Annotated in this window: 13 protein-coding genes and 2 pseudogenes; 5 read left to right on the top strand and 10 right to left on the bottom strand. The window is 57.0% G+C overall.

Annotation, left to right across the window (positions count from 1 at the left end; genetic code table 11):
• Positions 1-419, bottom strand: a pseudogene (locus NE584_RS16505) (DNA methylase); the annotation flags it as partial.
• 102 nt (positions 420-521) lie between these two features.
• Here NE584_RS16505 and NE584_RS16510 point away from each other — a divergent pair.
• Positions 522-962, top strand: a complete 441-nt coding sequence (locus tag NE584_RS16510; RefSeq protein ID WP_256183287.1) for a hypothetical protein — start codon at positions 522-524, stop codon at positions 960-962.
• A gap of 457 nt (positions 963-1419) precedes the next feature.
• Here NE584_RS16510 and NE584_RS16515 read toward each other — a convergent pair whose 3' ends face one another.
• The 7 genes from NE584_RS16515 to NE584_RS16545 form a co-directional block, all read right to left on the bottom strand.
• Complete coding sequence (locus NE584_RS16515) at positions 1420-3171, bottom strand: [FeFe] hydrogenase, group A (protein WP_256183288.1); 1752 nt, start codon at positions 3169-3171, stop codon at positions 1420-1422.
• Positions 3165-5000: an NAD(P)-binding protein gene (locus NE584_RS16520; protein ID WP_108980132.1), complete on the bottom strand. Its 1836-nt coding sequence runs from the start codon at positions 4998-5000 to the stop codon at positions 3165-3167. Before NE584_RS16520 ends, NE584_RS16515 begins: the two co-directional genes overlap by 7 nt.
• A 79-nt stretch (positions 5001-5079) precedes the next feature.
• Positions 5080-6414 (bottom strand): sodium/glutamate symporter, encoded by a 1335-nt coding sequence (locus tag NE584_RS16525; RefSeq protein ID WP_256183289.1) that lies wholly within the window; start codon positions 6412-6414, stop codon positions 5080-5082.
• A gap of 100 nt (positions 6415-6514) precedes the next feature.
• Positions 6515-7960, bottom strand: coding sequence for an aldehyde dehydrogenase (locus NE584_RS16530; protein WP_256183290.1), 1446 nt, complete (start codon positions 7958-7960; stop codon positions 6515-6517).
• An 18-nt stretch (positions 7961-7978) separates the two neighbouring features.
• Positions 7979-8947, bottom strand: a complete 969-nt coding sequence (locus tag NE584_RS16535) for an aldo/keto reductase (protein WP_108980135.1) — start codon at positions 8945-8947, stop codon at positions 7979-7981.
• 49 nt (positions 8948-8996) lie between these two features.
• Positions 8997-10703, bottom strand: coding sequence for a hydantoinase B/oxoprolinase family protein (locus NE584_RS16540; protein WP_256183291.1), 1707 nt, complete (start codon positions 10701-10703; stop codon positions 8997-8999).
• Positions 10700-12775 (bottom strand): hydantoinase/oxoprolinase family protein, encoded by a 2076-nt coding sequence (locus NE584_RS16545; RefSeq protein ID WP_108980137.1) that lies wholly within the window; start codon positions 12773-12775, stop codon positions 10700-10702. The genes NE584_RS16540 and NE584_RS16545 overlap by 4 nt, the downstream gene beginning before the upstream one ends.
• A 352-nt stretch (positions 12776-13127) precedes the next feature.
• On the opposite strand from NE584_RS16545, the gene NE584_RS16550 reads away from it, so the two are divergent.
• The 4 genes and pseudogenes from NE584_RS16550 to NE584_RS16565 form a co-directional block, all read left to right on the top strand.
• Entirely contained in the window at positions 13128-14546 is a 1419-nt protein-coding gene (locus NE584_RS16550) for a glycerate kinase (protein ID WP_256183292.1), read from the top strand.
• A complete protein-coding gene (locus tag NE584_RS16555) occupies positions 14543-15844 on the top strand; it encodes an enolase C-terminal domain-like protein (protein ID WP_256183293.1) in 1302 nt (433 codons plus the stop codon). The genes NE584_RS16550 and NE584_RS16555 overlap by 4 nt, the downstream gene beginning before the upstream one ends.
• A 150-nt stretch (positions 15845-15994) precedes the next feature.
• Positions 15995-16843, top strand: coding sequence for a MurR/RpiR family transcriptional regulator (locus NE584_RS16560; protein WP_087397107.1), 849 nt, complete (start codon positions 15995-15997; stop codon positions 16841-16843).
• 581 nt (positions 16844-17424) lie between these two features.
• A pseudogene (locus tag NE584_RS16565) lies at positions 17425-17547 on the top strand (phage holin family protein); the annotation flags it as partial.
• A gap of 185 nt (positions 17548-17732) precedes the next feature.
• Here NE584_RS16565 and NE584_RS16570 read toward each other — a convergent pair.
• Together NE584_RS16570 and NE584_RS16575 are read right to left on the bottom strand one after the other, a co-directional pair.
• On the bottom strand, positions 17733-18155 hold the full coding sequence (locus NE584_RS16570; protein WP_256183294.1) for a hypothetical protein: 423 nt from the start codon (positions 18153-18155) through the stop codon (positions 17733-17735).
• A partial coding sequence (locus NE584_RS16575) for a DNA methylase (RefSeq protein ID WP_256183295.1) occupies positions 18152-19330 on the bottom strand: 1179 nt, incomplete at its 5' end. The genes NE584_RS16575 and NE584_RS16570, both read right to left, overlap by 4 nt.

A 19330-nucleotide genomic window follows, 5' to 3' on the forward strand; every position in this document is an offset into this window, starting at 1 on the left:
CCGGCGCCACATGGCGGAGGTACACCTGATATATGCGGGCGCTCCACTCCATGTAACGGGCCATGCGCGGCGGGGCCACGATATAATCCAGCTCCAGTGCAGGATTGGCTCTCAGCTCCAGATCATTACTGGAAGAGCCGGAAAAGACGTGGCTGGGAACCCGCTGCCGTCGCTGAGCGTTGATCTCCCGGACCTTCTGGATCACTTCAAAGAGCCGGGCCCGCCCCAGGATTCCATACGCTTTCAGCGCCGGCGTGACGGCCAGACAGATGGTTTTCTCCGTGCGGGTCAGATCTGCTACCACAAGGTTGGTGGTCATGGGGTCCAGCCCCCCGCTCCACGCACTCCACCGAGGCGTAGAAGCTCTTCAGAAAAAGCCGAATTCGGCTTTTTCTGAATAATGCCGAGGAAAAAGAAATGCCGATATAATTTAGAAAAGGTTGAAATACAAGAGGAATTCAAGTAAATATCGGCATTACCTGTTATACTTGGAACACCAAATATAACAGGGGGTGTATGCTTTGCAAAGGATAGAAGATGCAGTAAACGGAGTGCTGGAGGCTATGCGCCAGCGGGGAATCAGCGAATACAGTCTAAAATGTATACGTTGGAGTGTCTACCGTCGCATTGTCGTTTGGCACCACACGCATGACACAGACATCTGCTCTTATGAGCTTTTGAGCAGCCTGTGTGAACTACAACGAATCCGATATGAACACGGAGAAATAAGCAGGAAATTTTACAGGGCATTTGTAACAGCAGCTTTTCGCATCCGCTCTTATGTGGATACTGGGAAAGTCGATTTTTCCATAGTAAAAGACACAAAGTATTATAAGCCCGGCAAAGAATATCAAGAACTCGTTGATTCCATTTTGAAAGCAAGTGGATTGACAGAGGGCTCTCAATATAAGCTTGCAATCATTATGCGTCAATTCTTTTGCTTTTTCGAGAAACATCTTTGATTTATGCAAGGGCCACTACCGACATGAAACGTAAAGCCGTTGATAAAATCTCCGCAAAAGAAAACTCTGTATTTAAGAGCGACGAAAAGTTTAAATATGCTGACAATGAAGATGTGATTCGGCAGCTTTACGGCCTAATGTGATTTGAAATGCCGATATTTATTTGAATTCCTCATTTGTTTCAGGTACTTCCAAATGATATCGGCATTTCTTTTCCCTCGGCATTATTCAGATCCACCGCGAGATATGTTCTTGCTTCCATAATCCCGTCCCCCTTTTCTGATAGTCTATCCTAGCATTTTGATTATATCACCGGGGTGACAGCCACAACACAGTTTTGCAAAATAAAACTACACAGGCATATAATGCACAGCATGGTTACTGCTGTGGAATATAACATCAAACAAATTAAAGCAACACCATATCGGTTTAGCTTGCTGAATTTTTGAGAAGGAAATTATTCGGTTTCCCGCTGGTTGGGCATGGCCCAAGCAGTATGGTCACTGTGGAGCAGGTACTCGGAGATCTCGCTGAGGGGTTTGCCCAAAAACTCCCGGTACAGGGCCTGGACCTGGGGATTCTCGTGGGAGAAGCGCAGGGGGGCCTGACCGTCCAGCTGGTGGAGCCGGTCGCCGCGGATGCCGCCTAGCTCCCGGTCCTCCTTGTCAATGGGCTGGCCGCCGCCGCCCACGCAGCCGCCGGGACAGGCCATAACCTCCACGAAGTCGTAATGGATCTTGCCCGCCAGAATGCGATCCAGCAGCTTCCGGGTGTTGCCCAGGCCGCTGACCACGGCGCAGCGCACCGAGGTGCCCGCCAGGTCGTAGGTGGCCTCCCGCAGGTCGGGCCCCTCACGCAGCTGGGAGAATGCCTCTGGGTCGGGGTTCTGCCCGGTGAGCAGGAAGGAGGCGGAACGCAGGGCGGCCTCCATCACGCCGCCGGTGGTGCCGAAGATGACACCGGCGCCGGTGGATACACCCATGGGGTCGTCCAGGCCCTCCTCCGGAAGGAGGGAGGGGATAATCTTGTCGGCGCGCAGCATGCGCACAAACTCCCGGGTGGTGAGCACCAGGTCCACGTCAGGACCGTGCTCGGTGGCCATGGTGGGCAGCTCGCTCTCTGCCTTTTTGGCCACGCAGGGCATGATGGACACGCAGAAAATCTTCTCCGGCTCCACTCTCAGCTTCTGGGCCAGCCAGCTCTTGGTCAGGCTACCAAACATCTGCTGCGGGCTCTTGGCGGTGGACAGCTGCCCGGTAAGCTGAGGATACTGGCCCTTGAGGAAGCGCACCCAGCCGGGGCAGCAACTGGTGAACATGGGGTACTGGGCCATGTCGCCCCGCTGGAGGCGGCGGAAGAACTCGCTGCCCTCCTCCATGATGGTGAGGTCGGCGGTGAAGTTGGTGTCGAAGATGTAGCGGAAGCCCAGCCGGCGCAGGGCGGCGGCCATACGGCCCATGGTAGCCTGCTCCCGGGGCAGTCCGAAGGCCTCGCCCCAGGCGGTGCGCACCGCGGGAGCCACTTGGACCACGGTAATTTTGTCCGGGTCGGCTAGGGCGGCAAAGGCGCGCTGGGTGTCGTCCCGCTCCCGCAGGCCGCCGGTGGGACAGTGGGTGATGCACTGGCCGCACAGGGCGCAGTCCGAGTCCTTTATGACCCGGTTATTGGATACGTCGATGGTGGTGCGGCTGCCGGTTCCGGCCACGTCCCAGATGCTCAGGGACTGGATTTTGTCGCACACCTGGATGCAGCGCATGCACTTGATGCACTTGTTGTAGTCGTGGAAGAGGGGGAAGGTGGTGGTCCAGGCCTTCCGCAAGCCCTGGGGCAGCTGGATCTCAAAGGGCAGCTCCAGAATGCCCAGGTCGTTGGCAATCTCCTGGAGCTGGCAGTTGCCGCTGCGCACACAGGTGGCGCACTTGCAGTCGTGCTGGGACAGAATGAGCTCCACGTTGATGCGTCGGGTGCTGCGGGCCCGGGGGGAGTTGGTGTGGACGGCCATGCCCTCCTGGACGGGGTTGTTGCAGGCGGTGACCATGGCCCGTTCCCCCTCCACCTCCACACAGCACACCCGGCAGGCGGCAATTTCATTGATGCCCTTCAGGTAGCACAGGTGGGGAATGTGGATGTCGGCCTGCCGGGCAGCCTCCAGAATGGTGGTGCCTTCGGGCACCTGGGCGGGGCGTCCGTCAATGGTGAGGTTTACCATTCCTTGCTCCTTCCTCCCTTGAAGATTCCGTAGCCGAAGTGGTCGCAGCGCAGGCAGCGGCTGGCCTCCTGGGTGGCCTCCTGTTCGCTCATGCCCTCCTTGAGCAGGTCAAAATTACCGTGGTAGTCAGTCAGCTGCCGGTTTTTCAAATTAACCCGGCCGCAGGGGGGCGTGTTGGTCAGGTGAGCGGGGGGAATATCCACTTCACAGTGCATCTTGTGGTCAAAGCCCAGGAAGTTGTCGATGTTGGCGGCGGCCACCTTACCGGCGGCCACAGCGCGGATGACGGTGGCCGGCCCGGAGACCGCGTCTCCGCCGGCAAAGATATTATCCGCCCCGGGCACCGAGCTGGTGAGGTCGACCTGGATGGCCCCGCGGCAGGTGGTGACGCCCACTGCCTCAAAGGGCTTGGCTGCAATGGCCTGACCGATGGCCACGATTACATAGTCGCAGGGAATGCGGAACTCCTTCTCCTGGGCCTTGGCGGGCGCGGGGCGACCATCCCGACCATAGAGGCTGATGATTTGAGGCTGGGTCCACAGGGCGGCCACCTTGCCCTCCTCATCGGCCTCAATGCGGACTGGCGCCTGCAGGGGCAGGATTTGGCACCCCTCGGCCATAGCCTCCTCGATTTCCTCTGCCAAGGCGGTCATGTCCTCTACTCGGCGGCGATAGACACAGGTGACGCTCTCAGCGCCCAGCCGCAGGGCGGTACGGGTAGCGTCCATAGAGACGTTGCCGCCACCGATGACGCAAATCTTCTTACCGGTGAAGTCGGGGACGTTTCCATCCCCGACACCGCGGAGTAGCTCTACCGCACTGATCACATTGGAGGACTCCTCCCCCTCCAGGCCCAGCTTCTTGTCGACGTGGGCACCGATGGCGATGTACACCGCGTCATAGTCCTTTTGGATTTCTTCTATGGCCACATCCTGGCCGATGGACACGGCGGTGCGGACGGTGATGCCGGTGGAGAGAATGTGGGTGATATCCCGGTCCAGCACATCCTGGGGCAGGCGGTAGTCGGGAATGCCGTAGCGCAGCATGCCGCCCAGCTTGGGGCGCTGCTCATACACGGTGACCTTGTGGCCCATGAGGGACAGGTAGTAGGCCGCGGTCAGACCGCCGGGGCCGCCGCCGATGACGGCCACCCGCTTCCCAGTGTCAGCCGCCCTGGAGGGCGCGGACAGATCGGGGGAGTGGTCCACGGCGTAGCGCTTGAGTCCGCAGATGTTCACGCTGTCATCCACCATCCGCCGCCGACACTGGGCCTCGCAGGGGTGCTCGCACACATAGGCGCACACGGCGGGGAAGGGGTTATCTTTACGGATGAGGCGCACCGCGTCCTCGTACCGCCCCTCCCGGACCAGGGCCACATAGCCTGGAATGTCCACGTGGGCGGGGCAGGTGGACACGCAGGGCACCGGGTGGCTTAGCCCGCAGAAGCACCGGCCGTGGAGGATGTGCTCCTCATAGTCCTCGCGGAAGCCCCGAATGCCCAGCAGCACCATATTGGCTGCTTCGAAGCCGATGGCGCAGTCCGCCGAGTCGGCAATGACCTTGGCGGTGCGTTCGATAAGGTCCACGGTCTCCAGGGTGGCAGTGCGGTCCAGCACCTGCTCAATGAGCACTGCCAGCTGACCCAGCCCGATGCGGCAGGGCACGCACTTGCCGCAGGTCTGGGCATGGCATAGCCGCAGAAAGTTCAGCGACATGTCCACCGGGCACAGCCCGGGCTGGCTGGCAATGATGCGCCGGCCCATGTCCCGGTACAGGCAGCTCAAAACAGTCTGGGCCTGGCCGGGGGTCTCAATGGCTAATCGGCTCAATGTAAATGCTCCTCCTTGTCGCTGATTTGCAACAACACGGTACGCTTGATCAAATCAGCATTAGTGCTTATGGCCGCAACTAATTAGACACTCTTGCCCTCTTTCGAAATACTTCTCCGGCAATCAGGAAGACAATTAACAGAACAACGCTGATGCCGAAGACCAGCTTGGGACTACTGATAACCAGCATAGGCATAATAAGGAGGTAGGGAAGAGAATAGCTGTAGCCCAGTGTGCAGGACGCTGCAACCGTTTCAGCGGCCACTGTTTTATGATCCGGATCTACTACCTTTGCCAGTAGCAGGCCGGTCGAGAGCAACCCCATGTAGGCACCGTACTGCGCCACAGCGGAAGCAAACCAATCTTGGGGACACCAGCGCTTGGAAAAGAAAATGGAGACCCAGGTCGTCGCGGCGATGACCACTACGGAAATAACCACAATAGGAAGTAAATAGGAGACAAAGGCTTCGATTGAGGTGGTTGCCACAGCAGAAGTGATAAGATACTCCAGAGAAACGTTGGAAATACGCTCAATGGTGTCGCGGTCAATAAACTGTTGAAGTGCCGGAATTCGGCCGATAATGATTCCAAATACGCCGCTGCAGAACAGGGAAGTGGACAAAAGAGGAAGATTTTCCCAAAACGGATCAATGCTGATTAAAAAATTTCGGAGCCAAAGGGCACAGGCGACAACAAGACCCACAAAGGCCAGCTGAAGGGTAAACGGGTCCACCGATGAGGATTTGGACACTGCGCTTCCAATGGAGGGCCGCTTTCCAAGGGCAATGTATCCGGTACGGAACTCCTCGGGTAAATCGTCCAACGAAGCAGTGGTGTGCTTAATAAGCCCCTTCCGAATGCCAATATTGACCATTACAATGCCAAATACAATGCCGCAAACCACCCCTATGGTAGCGATGGTGATAGCGACCGGCACAGCATTGGTCCAATAGCCCTCCTCCTCAAAAATAGTTGCGACAGGAACAGACCAGCCAATACCACCATAAAGGGCAAAAAGCGGAATCAGTCCGAAGCCAATGGGAACAACAGACTGAAATAGGAAGGCGACAATCATACCCAGAACTGCCTGAGCCTGATGGGCGACGCCGCCCACCAAGGTTGCCGCCACCGCTTGTTTTGTAATTTTTTCCATGGACTCGCCCAAAAACGAGCAGGCAAAGGTGACGGCCAGCAGCACGCCGGACCACTCACTGATGCTGGCGGTATAGGTGACATGTACAGGAGAGTACAGCCCCAGAATCTGAGGCCCGATTATGAGGCCTATCAGGCCCCCAATAATGGATGCGGGGAGGAAGAGACGCTGAAACAATTTGACTTTCATGCGAAGAAAATATCCGATGGCCAGTAGGATGCTGACGACTGCAAAGTCATGGGCGACATCCATTAAAGTCATATTCTTCCCTCCTACACAAAATACGGAGCCGGCACCGATGGGCTATAGGCTCAGCAACAGTGCCGGTTCCCGGTAAGTTTGCAGTTTTTTGTGACGAAGCTCAGGAAATTGCCATCCTTATGCCCTTGATATAAGTGTATTCCTCCAGGGAATACCGGCTTCCATCCTTCCCTATTCCGCTGTTTTTACAGCCGCCGTGGGGAACCGCCGGTCCGGTTCCGGGGCCGTTTACATTGACGATGCCGAACTGGAGACCGCGGGTCAGCCGGTAGACTTGGCTCAGGTCGGTGGACCAGATGTAGGAGGAGAGGCCGTATTCCGTGTCGTTGGCCATGCGGATGGCCTCCTCCTCCGTGTCATAGGACATAAGGGCCAGCACGGGGCCGAAGACCTCCTCCCGGAACACCCGCATCTCCGGCATCACCCCGGTAAGAATGGTGGGCAGGAAATAGAATCCGGATGTTTTGTCCGCAGGCCGGGTTCCGCCGCACGCCACACGGGCCCCCTTCTCTACCGCGTCCTCCACCAGCTGCTCCATTCGGGCAACCGCCGCCTCGTCAATAAGGGGACCGGTGTTGGCCTGCTCATCCAGCGTGCCACACTGGGCCCCGGAGGCAATTTCCGTGCACATCGCCAGAAATTCCCGGTACACGCTCCGGTGAACGAAGGCCCGCTGGGGCGCCACGCAGGTCTGGCCCGCGCAGCGCATTTTGTTCCCGATCACATGGGCCGCGGCGGCGCTCAGGTCTGCGGAGGGAGTCACAATGACAGGGGCGTTTCCCCCTAGTTCCATGGAGAAACGCTTTACGCTGGTGGTAGAATCCCGTACCATGCGTAGACCGCCGGCGGTGGAGCCGATCATGGTGATCATGGCGGGGATGGGGCTCTCACACAGGGTGGTTCCGATCTCCCGGGCATCTCCAGCTACAAAGTTGATGACCCCCTTAGGGAACCCGATGCGGTGGAGGATCTCACCGAAATAGAGGGTGGAGAGAGGGGTCTTGGTGGCCGGCTTAATGACTGCGGTACATCCCGACGCCAGAATGGGACCAAGCTTGGTGGCCAGGTTGTGCATGGGGAAATTCCAGGCCAGTGCGGCCACCACCACCCCCACCGGCTCCCGCACGGCTAGGAACATGTTTTTTCCCCCGGCGGCGTCCCTGATGCCCTGGGTGTGCTCACTCTTGGCCTGCTCCAGGAAGAAACTGAGGTAGCCAGTTAGACTGCCTGTTTCAAAGGCCGCGTGGGAGCGCAGCTTGCCGCTCTCTAGCATGAGCAGGTTGAGCAGGTTTTCGCTCTCACGCTGGATGGCGTCCCGCAACTTCATCATCCAGGCGCCCCGTTCCTCCAGCGTCAGTGCGCTCCAGCCGGGGAAGGCGTCGCGGGCGGCCTCCAGCGCCTGCTGGGCCTGTTCCTTGGTGGCCAAGGCTATCTGAGCCACCGGTTCGCCATTGCCGGGGCAGCAAATTTGTGTGGTACGGCCCCGGCCGGATACCAGCTCGCCGTTGATATACTGACGAAAGTCATCGGTTGGAAGGGAATACATAAATTTGTCCCCCTTTTCTTAGCTGTAAATGTGGATCTTGGAAATGGCCTCGTCCAGCTCTTGCTTCTCCTGAACGGTTAGCTCCCAGGCGGCGGCGGCACAGTTCTCCTCCGCCTCGGCCGCATTGCCTACGCCGGTGAGGACGGTGTGCATGTAGTCATGGGCAAGGGCCCAGTTAATGGCCACCTGGGCCACCGTGGCCTTGTGGGTCTCAGCGATGCCGTCCATGACCTTAAGCAGAGTCTGAATCTGGGAGAAGCCGGGCTCGGTGAACATGGGGCCGTAGAAAGAGGCGCGCATATCCCCGTGGCCAAAGGTGGGCACCTCCCGGAACTGGCCGGTGAGGATGCCGCCGCCCAGAGAGCCATAACCCATTGTGCCGCATCCCTGGCCGGCATAGTACTTCAGAACATCCTCCTTGGTGCGGTTGATCATATTGTAGGGATACTGAACAATATCGAGAACGCCGTCCGCCAGCAGGCGGTCTGCCAGGTCGCGCTCCAAATTGGACATGCCCAGGAAGCGCACTTTCCCCGCGTTCTTCAGCTCCTTCATGCAGGCGATGGTCTCCTCGATGGGGGTCCCCACCCGATCGTCCCAGTGCATGAGATAGCCGTCGATGTAGTCGGTCTGGAGCCGCTTCAGGCTGGCATCAATGGACTTGAGCATATTTTTCCGGCTGGAGTCCTTGATAGTGCCCTTGTCGCTGTCGTTGGGGTCCACAAATTCGCTGCCGAATTTGGTGATCAGAAATACCTTGTCCCGATATCCGCCCTGAAGGGCCTTGCCCAGGACCTCTTCCGAACCACCGGAAGCATAGATAGGGGCGGTGTCCACAATGTTTACGCCGCAGTCAATCATGGCGTGCACCGCTGCCACGGCGTCTTCCTGGGTGACGGCACCGAACTGCTTTCCACCCAGCGCCCAGGTGCCCAGACATAAAACGGAGATATCCTTGCCGGTGCTGCCGAATTTCTTGTAACGCATCCAAAACGCTTCCTTTCTTTATTCATTAAATCGTTGCATGGACTTTTCGTCACTTTTTTCCGAACACTTCAATCTGGGCCAGATCCTCCTCGGTCAGCCCATAGTCCCGCAGAGCGCTCTCCGGGGTGATATATCCCTCCTCCAGGTCATGGACGATCAGAGCACGATCCCGCTCCAGGGGATTGCCGTAGCCGCCGGCCCCAGGCATCTGACAGCGGAGCACACCGCCGGATTTCAAGGTGGTACCGGATTTCTTGGAGTCAATCACCGCCTCCTGATCCGTTCCGGGATAGATGGTGATGACACCAGGTAGACCGGGCTGGCCGCCGAACAACCCCCAGGGCGGCGTTTTTTGCCGGTCGGCCTTGATGGTAAACTGGCTGTCATGGCCCAGGACCCGGATGTCCTTACTCATGGACAGGCCACCCCGGAACTTGCCGGGCCCGCCGGAATCCGGCACCAGGGTGTACTGCTCTACCATGTAAGGGAACTCAATCTCCATGCTCTCGATGGGGAGGTTGGAGGTGTTGGTCATGTGGACCTGGACACAGCTCAAGCCGTCCTTGTTGAACCGGGCGCCGGAGCCGCCGCCGAAGGTCTCCATATAGACGTAGTACTCGTGGGTCTTGGGGTCCACGCCGCCGAAGTAGACACCGGTGATGGAGCTGTTGCTCCCCGCCAGTACCTTGTGGGGCACCACTTGAGACATGGCGCCGAACACCATGTCGGCCACCCGCTGGGCTGTGTCGCTACGGCCAGCGCAGGCCGCCGGCTCGGTGCAGCCCAGGATACAGCCCGGCCGTGTCTTAATCTGGATGGCCCGATAATAGCCTCCGTTGGCCGGCAGGGTGGGGTCCACAATGCTACGCACGCCATAGTAAACGGCGGCCCGCAAGGCGGACAGGGGGAGATTGATGGCCCCCTTTACCTGGTCCGGATTGTCAGTGAAGTCCAGGGTGATGTCCTGATCCTGAATCTCCACGGTGACAGACAGCTTGATGGGACCGCTACCCACGCCGTCGGAGTCCAGATAATCGGAGAAGGTGTGCACGCCGTTGGGAATCTCCGCCAGAGCCATGCGGATCTTCCGCTCGGAGTAGTCCAGCAGCTCCTCCATGCAGGCGGTGACAGTAGCGGTGCCGTAGCGGGTGCACACATCCTCCACCCGCTGCACGCCCTTGCGGTTGCAGGCAAACTGGGCGTTCAAGTCTCCCCGGCGGATGTGGTTGACCCGGCAGTTGAGGAGGATGAGGTTGAGGATGTCCTCCACCAGCTCCCCCTTCTGGAAAATCTTCACCGGGGGAATCCGGATGCCCTCGGCGTAGATGGAGTCGGAGTCGGCGGCATTGGAGCCGGGGACTCGGCCACCCACGTCGTTGTGGTGGGCGATGTTGGCAACATAGGCCACTACCTTGTCCTCGTAAAAGACGGGGGAGGCCACGGCGATGTCGGGCAGGTGGGTGCCGCCGCCGTTATAGGGGTCGTTGGCGATAAACATGTCTCCGGGATGGATCTGGTCGGGAGTAAAATTCTTTTTGATCTCTCCGATCAGGCCCAGCAGGGAGCCCAGGTGCATGGGAATATGTTCGGCTTGAGCGATGGTGTGGCCTTCCGCGTCGAACAGCGCGCAGGAGCAGTCCTTGCGCTCCTTGATGTTGGTGGAATATGCGGACTTGACCAGGACTGCGCCCATCTCCTCAGCGATGGACATGAAGGTGTTTCCAATGACCTCCAGCAGGATACCGTCAATTTTCACGCCTCGTCGCCTCCTTTCCCGTCGCCAAAGGCATTTACAATCAGATTGCCGTGGATATCCACCTCAAACCAGGTGTTGGGCGGAATGACTGTGGTGGAGTCCATCTGCTCCACAATGCACGGGCCGTCCACACGGGGACAGCGGCCGAATTTGCTTCTGTCATAGACAGGGCAGCGAACCAGACCCGACTCCTCGAAGTAGACATCCCGATGGTCTATCACCGCTCCGGAGGGGGTCTCCATGTGCCCAGTCAGCTCGGCCAGTCGGGGCTTTTGCACCTGACCGATGGCCTCGCTGCGGAAGTTGACAAACTGAACGGGGGCGTTGGGATTGTAATAGCCGTAGTTCATCTCGTGGGCCCGGAAGAAATCTTCCTTCATTCGGTCCAGGTCCGCCTGATCCACCAGACCGGCGGGAATTTCCACCTGGAGCTCGTAGTTCTGTCCCACGTACCGCATCTCGGCCACGTTGTGGAATTGGCGCCGCTGCTCCGGGACGTTTTCCGAGGCCAGCCACCGGCTGCCCTCCTCCATCAGCGGCAGAACCGCCTGGTTAATCTGCTCGGGCGTCGCCTGGTCGTAGGGGATGAGGGCGGTTTTCACATAGCTCTTTTTGATGTCTGCCGTCAGCAGACCCAGGGCGCACAGAGCGCCGGGGGCGGGTGGGATGAGCACCGTGTGGATGCCCATCTCCTGGGCCAGGTGGACGGCGTGGAGGGGACCGGCGCCGCCGTAGGCCACCAGGGTGAAATCGGAGGGGTTGTGGCCTTTTTCCACGGTAATCACACGGATGGCCCGGGCCATGTTGGAGTTGACGACGCTGATGACGCCCTGGGCCGCTGCCTCCACGGAGAGTCCCATAGGGTCTGCAATCTGCTTTTTCATGGCCGCCCGGGACAGTTGGGCGTCGATTTTCAGCCGGCCGCCCAGTACGTAGTGGGGATTGATCCGCCCCAGCACCAGATTGGCGTCGGTGACCACGGGTTGTTCATTGCCCAAGTTATAGGCTACCGGCCCGGGATTGGCGCCCGCGCTCTCTGGCCCCACCTTCAGTGCGCCCGCGTTGTCGATGTGGGCGATGGAGCCGCCGCCGGCGCCTACCGCGTGGACATCGATCATGGGCACACCGGAGGGCAGGCCACACACCTTGCGCTTGGTAGTGTATTCCGCAATTCCATCCTTTACCAGCGAGACATCGGTACTGGTTCCTCCCATATCATAGGTGATGATGTCCAGGAAACCAGCCGCCTTGGCAACGTAAACGGCGCCCATAACCCCCGCGCTGGGGCCGGACAGGGCCGTCTGGACAGGGGTCTGAATGGTGGAGGAGATGGACATGACGCCGCCGTTGGACTGGGTGATGTAGGGCTCCACCCTGACACCCACCTGGCGGATGCGATCCTGCAGGTGGTGGATGTACATTTTCATCCGGGGGCCCAGATAGGAGTTGATCACCGTGGTGCTGAGACGTTCAAACTCCCGAAACTCCGGAAGAATGGTGGAGGAGACGGAGCAATAGACCTCGGGCCAGGTCTCCTTGATGCACTGCTCTACAATTCGCTCGTTTTCCGGGTTCAGGAAGGAGAACAGGAAGCATACCGCCAGCGACTCCACACCCTTTTCCTTCAGCTGGCTGAGTACCCGCAGCACCTCGTCCCGATTTACCTTCCGGAGGATGGTGCCGTCGGCCATGGTACGTTCGTCCACCTCCCGGCGAAGCGCGCGGCGCACCAGGGTCTCCGGTTTGTCCTCCATAATATCATACAGGGAGGGGCGTGTCTGACGGCCGATTTCCAGCAGGTCCCGGAAGCCCTTTGTAGTGATCAGAGCGGTCTTCGCGCCCTTGCGCTCAATAATCATGTTGGTTGCAACCGTGGTGCCGTGGCCAAAATACTCCAGCTGCTCCACCGGGACCCCGTAGAGCGCCAGAGTTTCTTTTGTCCCGTTTGCAATTGCTTCTGACTGGTCATGCAAAGTGGAGGAAAGCTTATAGGTGTAGTAGGCTCCTGTTTCTGAGTTCAGCAACGTGACATCGGTAAAGGTACCACCTACGTCAATACCGATTCGATACATTGGCTCACACTCCTTTGACCGTTTAAAATTATATGATTCGTCTGAATATATACATACAATACCGATCTATGCGTACAGTATATACCACGAGTTTTGCACTTGTCAATATATTTGATTTGGATATCAAACAATAAATTAAACAAAATAACCAAAACAAAACTGGTTATATTGCTGTATTGAATGCGAAAATGTACTATGATATACTTTTTTCGCTGAGCAATATCCTATAACGCAGAACCTCTTAAAGGAAAAACCGGGGGGGGAATACGCTGCGCCAGGGTGCCTGATCTGCAAAATGTATGAGATGAAATATTTTTTTACCTAGCGAATACTGCTGTATGGGGGTTTCTTTATGGGCAAAAAAATAAAAAATCGCAGCGAGCTTCTTTCACACGGACACCGGCATTCCCGGCAGACAGTTCTTGATATTACTGACGCCGCGCTGGAAGAACTGGATGCCTACGGGCGGATTCGCTCCTTTTTAAAATGTGAGGGAAATCTGCTGAGGATTGGAGATCGCTGTTGGGATCTGGACCGCAAGCGAAACGTCTATCTCATCGGTGCGGGAAAGGCGTGCAACGCCATGGCCATGGCGGTGGAGGATGCGTTGGGCGAGCGCCTGACCGATGGGATCGCGCTGGTCAAAATTCTGGAGCCCGGGGACCGGTTTGTGCGTACCAGGGTTCGGATTGGCGGACATCCGATTCCCAACCAGGCCGGCTACGAGGCCTGCCTGGAGATTTTGGACCTCATTGACCGGGCTGGACCGGAGGATCTATTCCTGTGCGTGATGAGTGGAGGCTCATCGGCACTGATGAGCTGTCCGGTGGACGGAATTTCCCTAGAGGATGAGCAAAAGACCACGGATATTCTGCTGAAATCCGGCGCTGGAATCCTGGAGATCAACGCGGTGCGCCGCCACATCTCCCGCATGAACGGAGGCAGGATGGCCCAGCGGATTGCGGACCGGGGAGCGGAACTCATCGGCTTCAACATCAGCGATTCCGTGTCCAATCCGCCCACCAGGGACATTTCCATACCTTGGGAGCACTACTACGGCACGCCCATGGGCCCGGACCAGACCACCCTTCAGGACGCTCTGGCCTGCATCGAAAAGTACAATCTCCACAGCCGCCTGCCGGCGTCCGTGACCCGGTATCTCGCCTCCTGTGGCCCTGCCGGCGAGACACCCAAGGCCTTTCCCCAAAATACATACTATCAAATCAACACTTTGCCGGACAGCGCTGCGGCCGCACAGCGTGCGGCGGAACAGCTGGGCCTGCGCACAGTGGTGCTCTCCACCTTCATCGAGGGAGAGGCCAGGGATATGGGGACGCTGATGGCTGCTATCGCCAGAGAAATACAGGCCTATCACCGCCCGGTGCCGCCCCCCTGCGCCCTCATATCCGTAGGGGAGTCGGTCACCACCATTTCGGAGGACTGTGTTATTACCGGGCACGGCGGACCGTCCCAGGAGATGGCGCTCAGCTTTGCGGTGTCCGCCACAAAAACCAGGGGTGCCTGTCTGCTCTCCATTGATACCGAGGGGACGGACGGCACCACCGTATGCGCGGGCGGCATCACCGATTCCGACAGCCTAGCGGATATGGAGAGAGCCGGCGTGGACATCTACGGCGCTCTGCGGGGGCATGCCAGCTTTGAGGCGCTCTCCGCTGCGGGCTGCGTAGTCATGACCGGTAATACCGGCACCAACCTGTGTGATCTGAATATTATGTATGTACCCGTTCCAGAGAAGGAAGAGGAGAAATGATGATGAATACTGTAATTCAGAAAATTTCCGCCCGTCAGGTACTGGACTGCAAAGCGAGACCCATGCTGGAGGTGGACGTGTTTACGCAGGACGGCAGCATGGGCCGGGGCGCCGCGCCCACCGGAACCTCGGTAGGAGCCCACGAGGCATTTGTCCTCCGGGACTATGATGTAAACGAGTTTAACGGCTTGAGTGTCCACAAGGCCGTAAATACAGTGGAAACGGTCATTGCTCCGGCACTGCTTGGAATGGATGCAGCCGATCAGCGGGCAATTGACCAGCGTATGCTGGAACTGGACGGAACGGAGAACAAAGAGCGACTGGGCGGCAACTCCATTTACAGCGTCTCCATCGCCTGCCTGCGCGCCGCGGCTGCTGCCCACAAGATGCCGGTGTACCGCTATCTTCGGGGCGGAGTGCTGACCAACATCCCCCTGCCTACCTTCAATGTAATTAACGGCGGACGTTATCCCCAGCTGACTCAGCCCTTTAACGAATTCATGCTGGCCCCCTGGAAGGCCGACTCGGTGGAGGAGGCCGTGGAACTGGCGGTGAAGGTCTATCAACGCCTGGAACAGGTGATTAGCCGGTATTTGGGAGGCAAAAAGCCCTTCCTGGGCGGGTCCTACGGCTGGGCAGCTCCCAGCGATGATCCCGATGTTGTCCTGCAACTGATGGCTCAGGCAGTGGAGGAGTGCGGCTGCGCGGATAAAATGGCCTACTGCTTGGATTGCGCCTCCAGCGAAATGTACGACAGACACACGGACACCTATCTCTACGGCTCCCGCCGGGTCTCTCGAGAGGAGCTGATCGACCACGCCGCCGAGCTGATTCGGAAGTATCCCATCTTGTTCATTGAGGATCTGCTGGCAGAGGACGATTGGGATGGATTTGTTCAGGCCCATCAGAAGCTGAAGGGGGTCAAGCTGATTGGCGACGATTTCATTGTGACCAACCGCCGGCGGCTCCAGAAGGCCTATGAGCGCCATGCGCTGGACGGATTTATCCTAAAACCCAACCAGGTGGGCACCATCACTGAGGCCCTGGATACTCACGCCTACGCCCAGAGCAACGGTCTGCTTACCATCCCCTCCGGCCGTTCCGGCGGGGCTGTGGGCGATATTGTGGCCGACTTGGCGCTGGCCCTGGAGGCGCCCATTTCCAAAAATGGGGCACCCAAGTCCGGAGAGCGGCTGGACAAAATCAACTCCCTGCTCCGCGCCAGTAGCGACAACCCTGCCAGCCATCTGTGGAATCTGACGGAGGTATTCTATCCGCTCTGCCTCCAACACGCTTAAAATGCACAGAACTGTTAAAAAGTTCGCCGCAGCCTCGGACTCTCTTGTCAAAAACGATAAAATACGCTATAATTAAGCTATCATTTCTAGCAGAGACGGTGTTTGCGGCTGATCAGGAAAGTGACGCTACATCAGGAAGGATAGGGTTCTATGACAGATTTCCAACAGCAGATCCGAAATGCGTATGAGCATTTGACCAACATCCAGCGGACCATCGCAGATTACTTTCTGGAACATCTGGATACGATTCCGTTTAAAAGGCTGGAGGAGTTGGCAGATCTGATTGGGGTCAGCACCACCTCCGTGATTCGATTTACCCGCAGCATCGGCTATCAGGGCTACGGCGATATGCAACAGGAACTGCAGCAAAGTATTTTGGGAAAAGCCAGCTTACCGGAACGGCTCAAAAGCTCCATACAGGCGGAAGGGGATAACCACCTGCTCCTGCGTACATTTCAGACGGATGTCGATAATATTCAAGAGACCTTGTCTGTCTTATCTGAAACGGTTTTGTCGGAAGCGGTATCCTCTATTGTTCAGGCAAGAAATGTCTATATCATCGGAATTCGCGGCAACTTTTCTGTGGCTCACTATTTGGGGTACCGCTTGGGACAGATCAAGCCGGGAGTACATTTGGTGGACGGGATTTCCATGGCCTATCCCGAGCAGGTCATAGGAATCCAGCCTGAGGATATCTGCATTGCATTTTTGACTCCCCGCTATTCAAAAATGACAGCCAATTTGGTTTCGTGGATCAAACGAAAAGGAATTAAAGTCATTTTGTTTACCAAAGCGGGAAACAAGGAGATTCACCCGTATGGAGATATCATTTTACCTTGTCAGACAACAGGTGTATCGTATAAGAGCTCATTGACGGCCTTGTTTTGTGTCTGCAATTATCTTTTAGCGGCAGTTGCACTGCAGGATCATGATCATGCAATGGATACTTTGGCAAACACAGAGGAATTACTGGGTCAAGGATTTTTCTTGGGTATTTAAAATTAAAGGGAAATAGCCTCGGAAAACCTTTCTATGGACTGGTTTTCCTATAACCGGGAACGGGCACAGGAGGAGCAATAAAAATATCTTGAGCTCTCCAGAAATAGAGGCTCCCTATGTTTGACCCACACGCCGACCCACACGGAGAAAGGACTGTACGGAGCCAAGGAGCAAAGAGTGCCGCCGACCTCATCCTTTTGGAGAAAAAGGGCCGGAAAGCGTTGGAATATAAAGACTGGAAGGCTCCCAATCAGTTGGTAAGGAGCAGATCCAGCAGTACGGATATACTGTGGACACTGTGCGGCAGACGATCCAGAAAAACTTTGCGGCAAAAGGATTATCCTGCGTTTCCAATGGCGAGAAGTGTCCTTTATAGGCTGTGGCAGCGAAGAAGATTTCTCTAATATGTGGGCCATTTTGATGGCATTGCTTCGGACAGACGGATAGATTGGTTTCCCAAGTTCGCGGCTTCCTGCACTTAGTATGATGATGACGGTACGCAGGAAGATGTGCTGTCTCAGGCAGGGAAAGTATCTGGATACTGCGGGGCACCACAGTAGGATAAATAAAAAACAACGCTTTTTTATCTGTCAAATGAAGGCATCAGCATTTTTGAAAATGTCTGCAAGATTGGTCTTCCCTTGCCCGGTCGGCTCAAAAATCTTTTAGAAAAATTTAAAGACATCAAAAATCAGGCGGAGTAACTAAGTAATAATGCCCTGGTCCCCTTGAAAACACAAACGGCTGGCCGGAATCCCGGGCAGCCGTTTTTTCTGTAAGACCCAATGGTCAAAGTTTCTTCCCACACTTAGGACATACTGGTGCAGTTCATCTGCATCGGCTCTTTTGGTTTCTTTATCCGAGATTGTTCTGCTCCTCCCTCCATCTCTCATTCATTATCGGAAAGACACTCTCCCGACAACGACAGCAGATCACGGAAAGGGATCTGCTCTCCACCTTCCAGAATCATGACCTCCCTATAAGCATCAATTTTGCGGACCGCCCCGGTGGCAACCAAGTAATCTCCACCCTCTTTTTTCCCGTCTGGCTGGAACCAGGTCACCGTTACCTCTGGATGCTGATCCAGCAGCCCGGCCAGCACCCGGAGCTGCCCGTTCAGTTCTGCCTGGACGCCCTCGTCCAACTCTTTTTGCGGCTGGGTCAACCGCCCCGCCTCCTGAAGGACCGCATCGTAGCCACTCAAGGCTGCAAAGGGAGAAAACTGCGCCGCCCGATCATGGCGGGACATCTGAGGGTGGACCGCGGAGACATGGTGGGGCAAGAAGAGCATATCGTCGTATTTTCCGCTCATGCCTGGTGCCCCCCGATTTTCTGATTCCGCTCGCGGCTGGTGGCGCCGTCCTCCAGCGCAGTCCCCTTCAAAATGGCGTTCTTACCGAATTTCCTCTTGATATCCAGCACGGTGCTCTGAATCTTTTTCTCCCGCACCTGCTCTGCCTCCTCCCGGCGTTTCTCCTCCTGCATGATCTCATAGTCCACAAACAGGTCCATCTGCTCACAGGCGTCTGCTTCCGGCACCTCCCGCTCCGGCAGCACACGGTTGGCTGTGATATTGAGCCGGCGAATCAGCAGTCCCGGGGCCACGATCCTGTGAAAAAGCGCGTCGGCGGCATTCCGGATCTTTCGCGTGGATGATGTGTATTTTCCGATGTTTTCTGTCCCATGACTGTGCTTCGGCACAAATCTGCCGTATCGATCCTTCTTAATCTCGCCCTGATACCGACTGAGGCGTTCCGGATCTTGGATGTTCTCAATATCATATCCTACGGTCAGAGTCAGCTGATCCGTTGCAAGCCCCTTTTCCACCAGCTCCAGGGCCAGCGCATCCGCCATCTCACGTATCACGATGCGGGCTTTCTCAGCACTGTATGGGCATTGGAGGACCTGACCTGATCCAAGGCTGTTGGATTCCGACCGATAGGCTTTGATGTCTGATATCGTGCAGGGCTCCCACCCCCAGGCGTGATCGATCAGCAGCTCTGCATTGATCCCGAACAGCTTATAGAGCAGGTCTTCATTGTGCAGGTCACCCGGGCCGCCGAGAGAGCAGCGCGCGATGTCCCCCATCGTATAAATGCCGTGCTCCGCCAGCCTTTTCGCATACCCCGGCCCCACCCGCCAAAAATCTGTAATAGGGCGATGGGACCACAGGAGCTGCCGGTAGCTCAGCTCATTCAGCCTCGCGATGCGGACACCGTCTTTATCCGGTCGGATATGTTTGGAGACGATGTCCAGCGCAACTTTGCAGAGGTAGAGGTTGGGACCGATCCCTGCGGTGGCGGTAATTCCAGTGGTGTCAAGTACATCTTTGACCACCCGCTTTGCGAATTCCCACGGGGCCAGGCCGGTAGTTTGAAGATAGGGCGTGATGTCCATGAACACCTCGTCGATGGAATAGGGGTGGATATCTTCCGGCGCCACATGGCGGAGGTACACCTGATATATGCGGGCGCTCCACTCCATGTA

It is taken from the genome of Clostridium sp. DFI.5.61 (assembly GCF_024462915.1).
Lineage (GTDB): Bacteria > Bacillota > Clostridia > Oscillospirales > Oscillospiraceae > Lawsonibacter > Lawsonibacter asaccharolyticus.

What these genes read in the sequence shown, in the direction of transcription:
- NE584_RS16560 (WP_087397107.1), top strand. Translation starts at nt 15,995, where the DNA reads ATGACAGATTTCCAACAGCAGATCCGAAATGCGTATGAGCATTTGACC.
- NE584_RS16555 (WP_256183293.1), top strand. Translation starts at nt 14,543, where the DNA reads ATGATGATGAATACTGTAATTCAGAAAATTTCCGCCCGTCAGGTACTG.
- NE584_RS16525 (WP_256183289.1), bottom strand. Translation starts at nt 6,414, where the DNA reads ATGACTTTAATGGATGTCGCCCATGACTTTGCAGTCGTCAGCATCCTA.
- NE584_RS16535 (WP_108980135.1), bottom strand. Translation starts at nt 8,947, where the DNA reads ATGCGTTACAAGAAATTCGGCAGCACCGGCAAGGATATCTCCGTTTTA.
- NE584_RS16570 (WP_256183294.1), bottom strand. Translation starts at nt 18,155, where the DNA reads ATGAGCGGAAAATACGACGATATGCTCTTCTTGCCCCACCATGTCTCC.
- NE584_RS16550 (WP_256183292.1), top strand. Translation starts at nt 13,128, where the DNA reads ATGGGCAAAAAAATAAAAAATCGCAGCGAGCTTCTTTCACACGGACAC.
- NE584_RS16515 (WP_256183288.1), bottom strand. Translation starts at nt 3,171, where the DNA reads ATGGTAAACCTCACCATTGACGGACGCCCCGCCCAGGTGCCCGAAGGC.
- NE584_RS16545 (WP_108980137.1), bottom strand. Translation starts at nt 12,775, where the DNA reads ATGTATCGAATCGGTATTGACGTAGGTGGTACCTTTACCGATGTCACG.
- NE584_RS16530 (WP_256183290.1), bottom strand. Translation starts at nt 7,960, where the DNA reads ATGTATTCCCTTCCAACCGATGACTTTCGTCAGTATATCAACGGCGAG.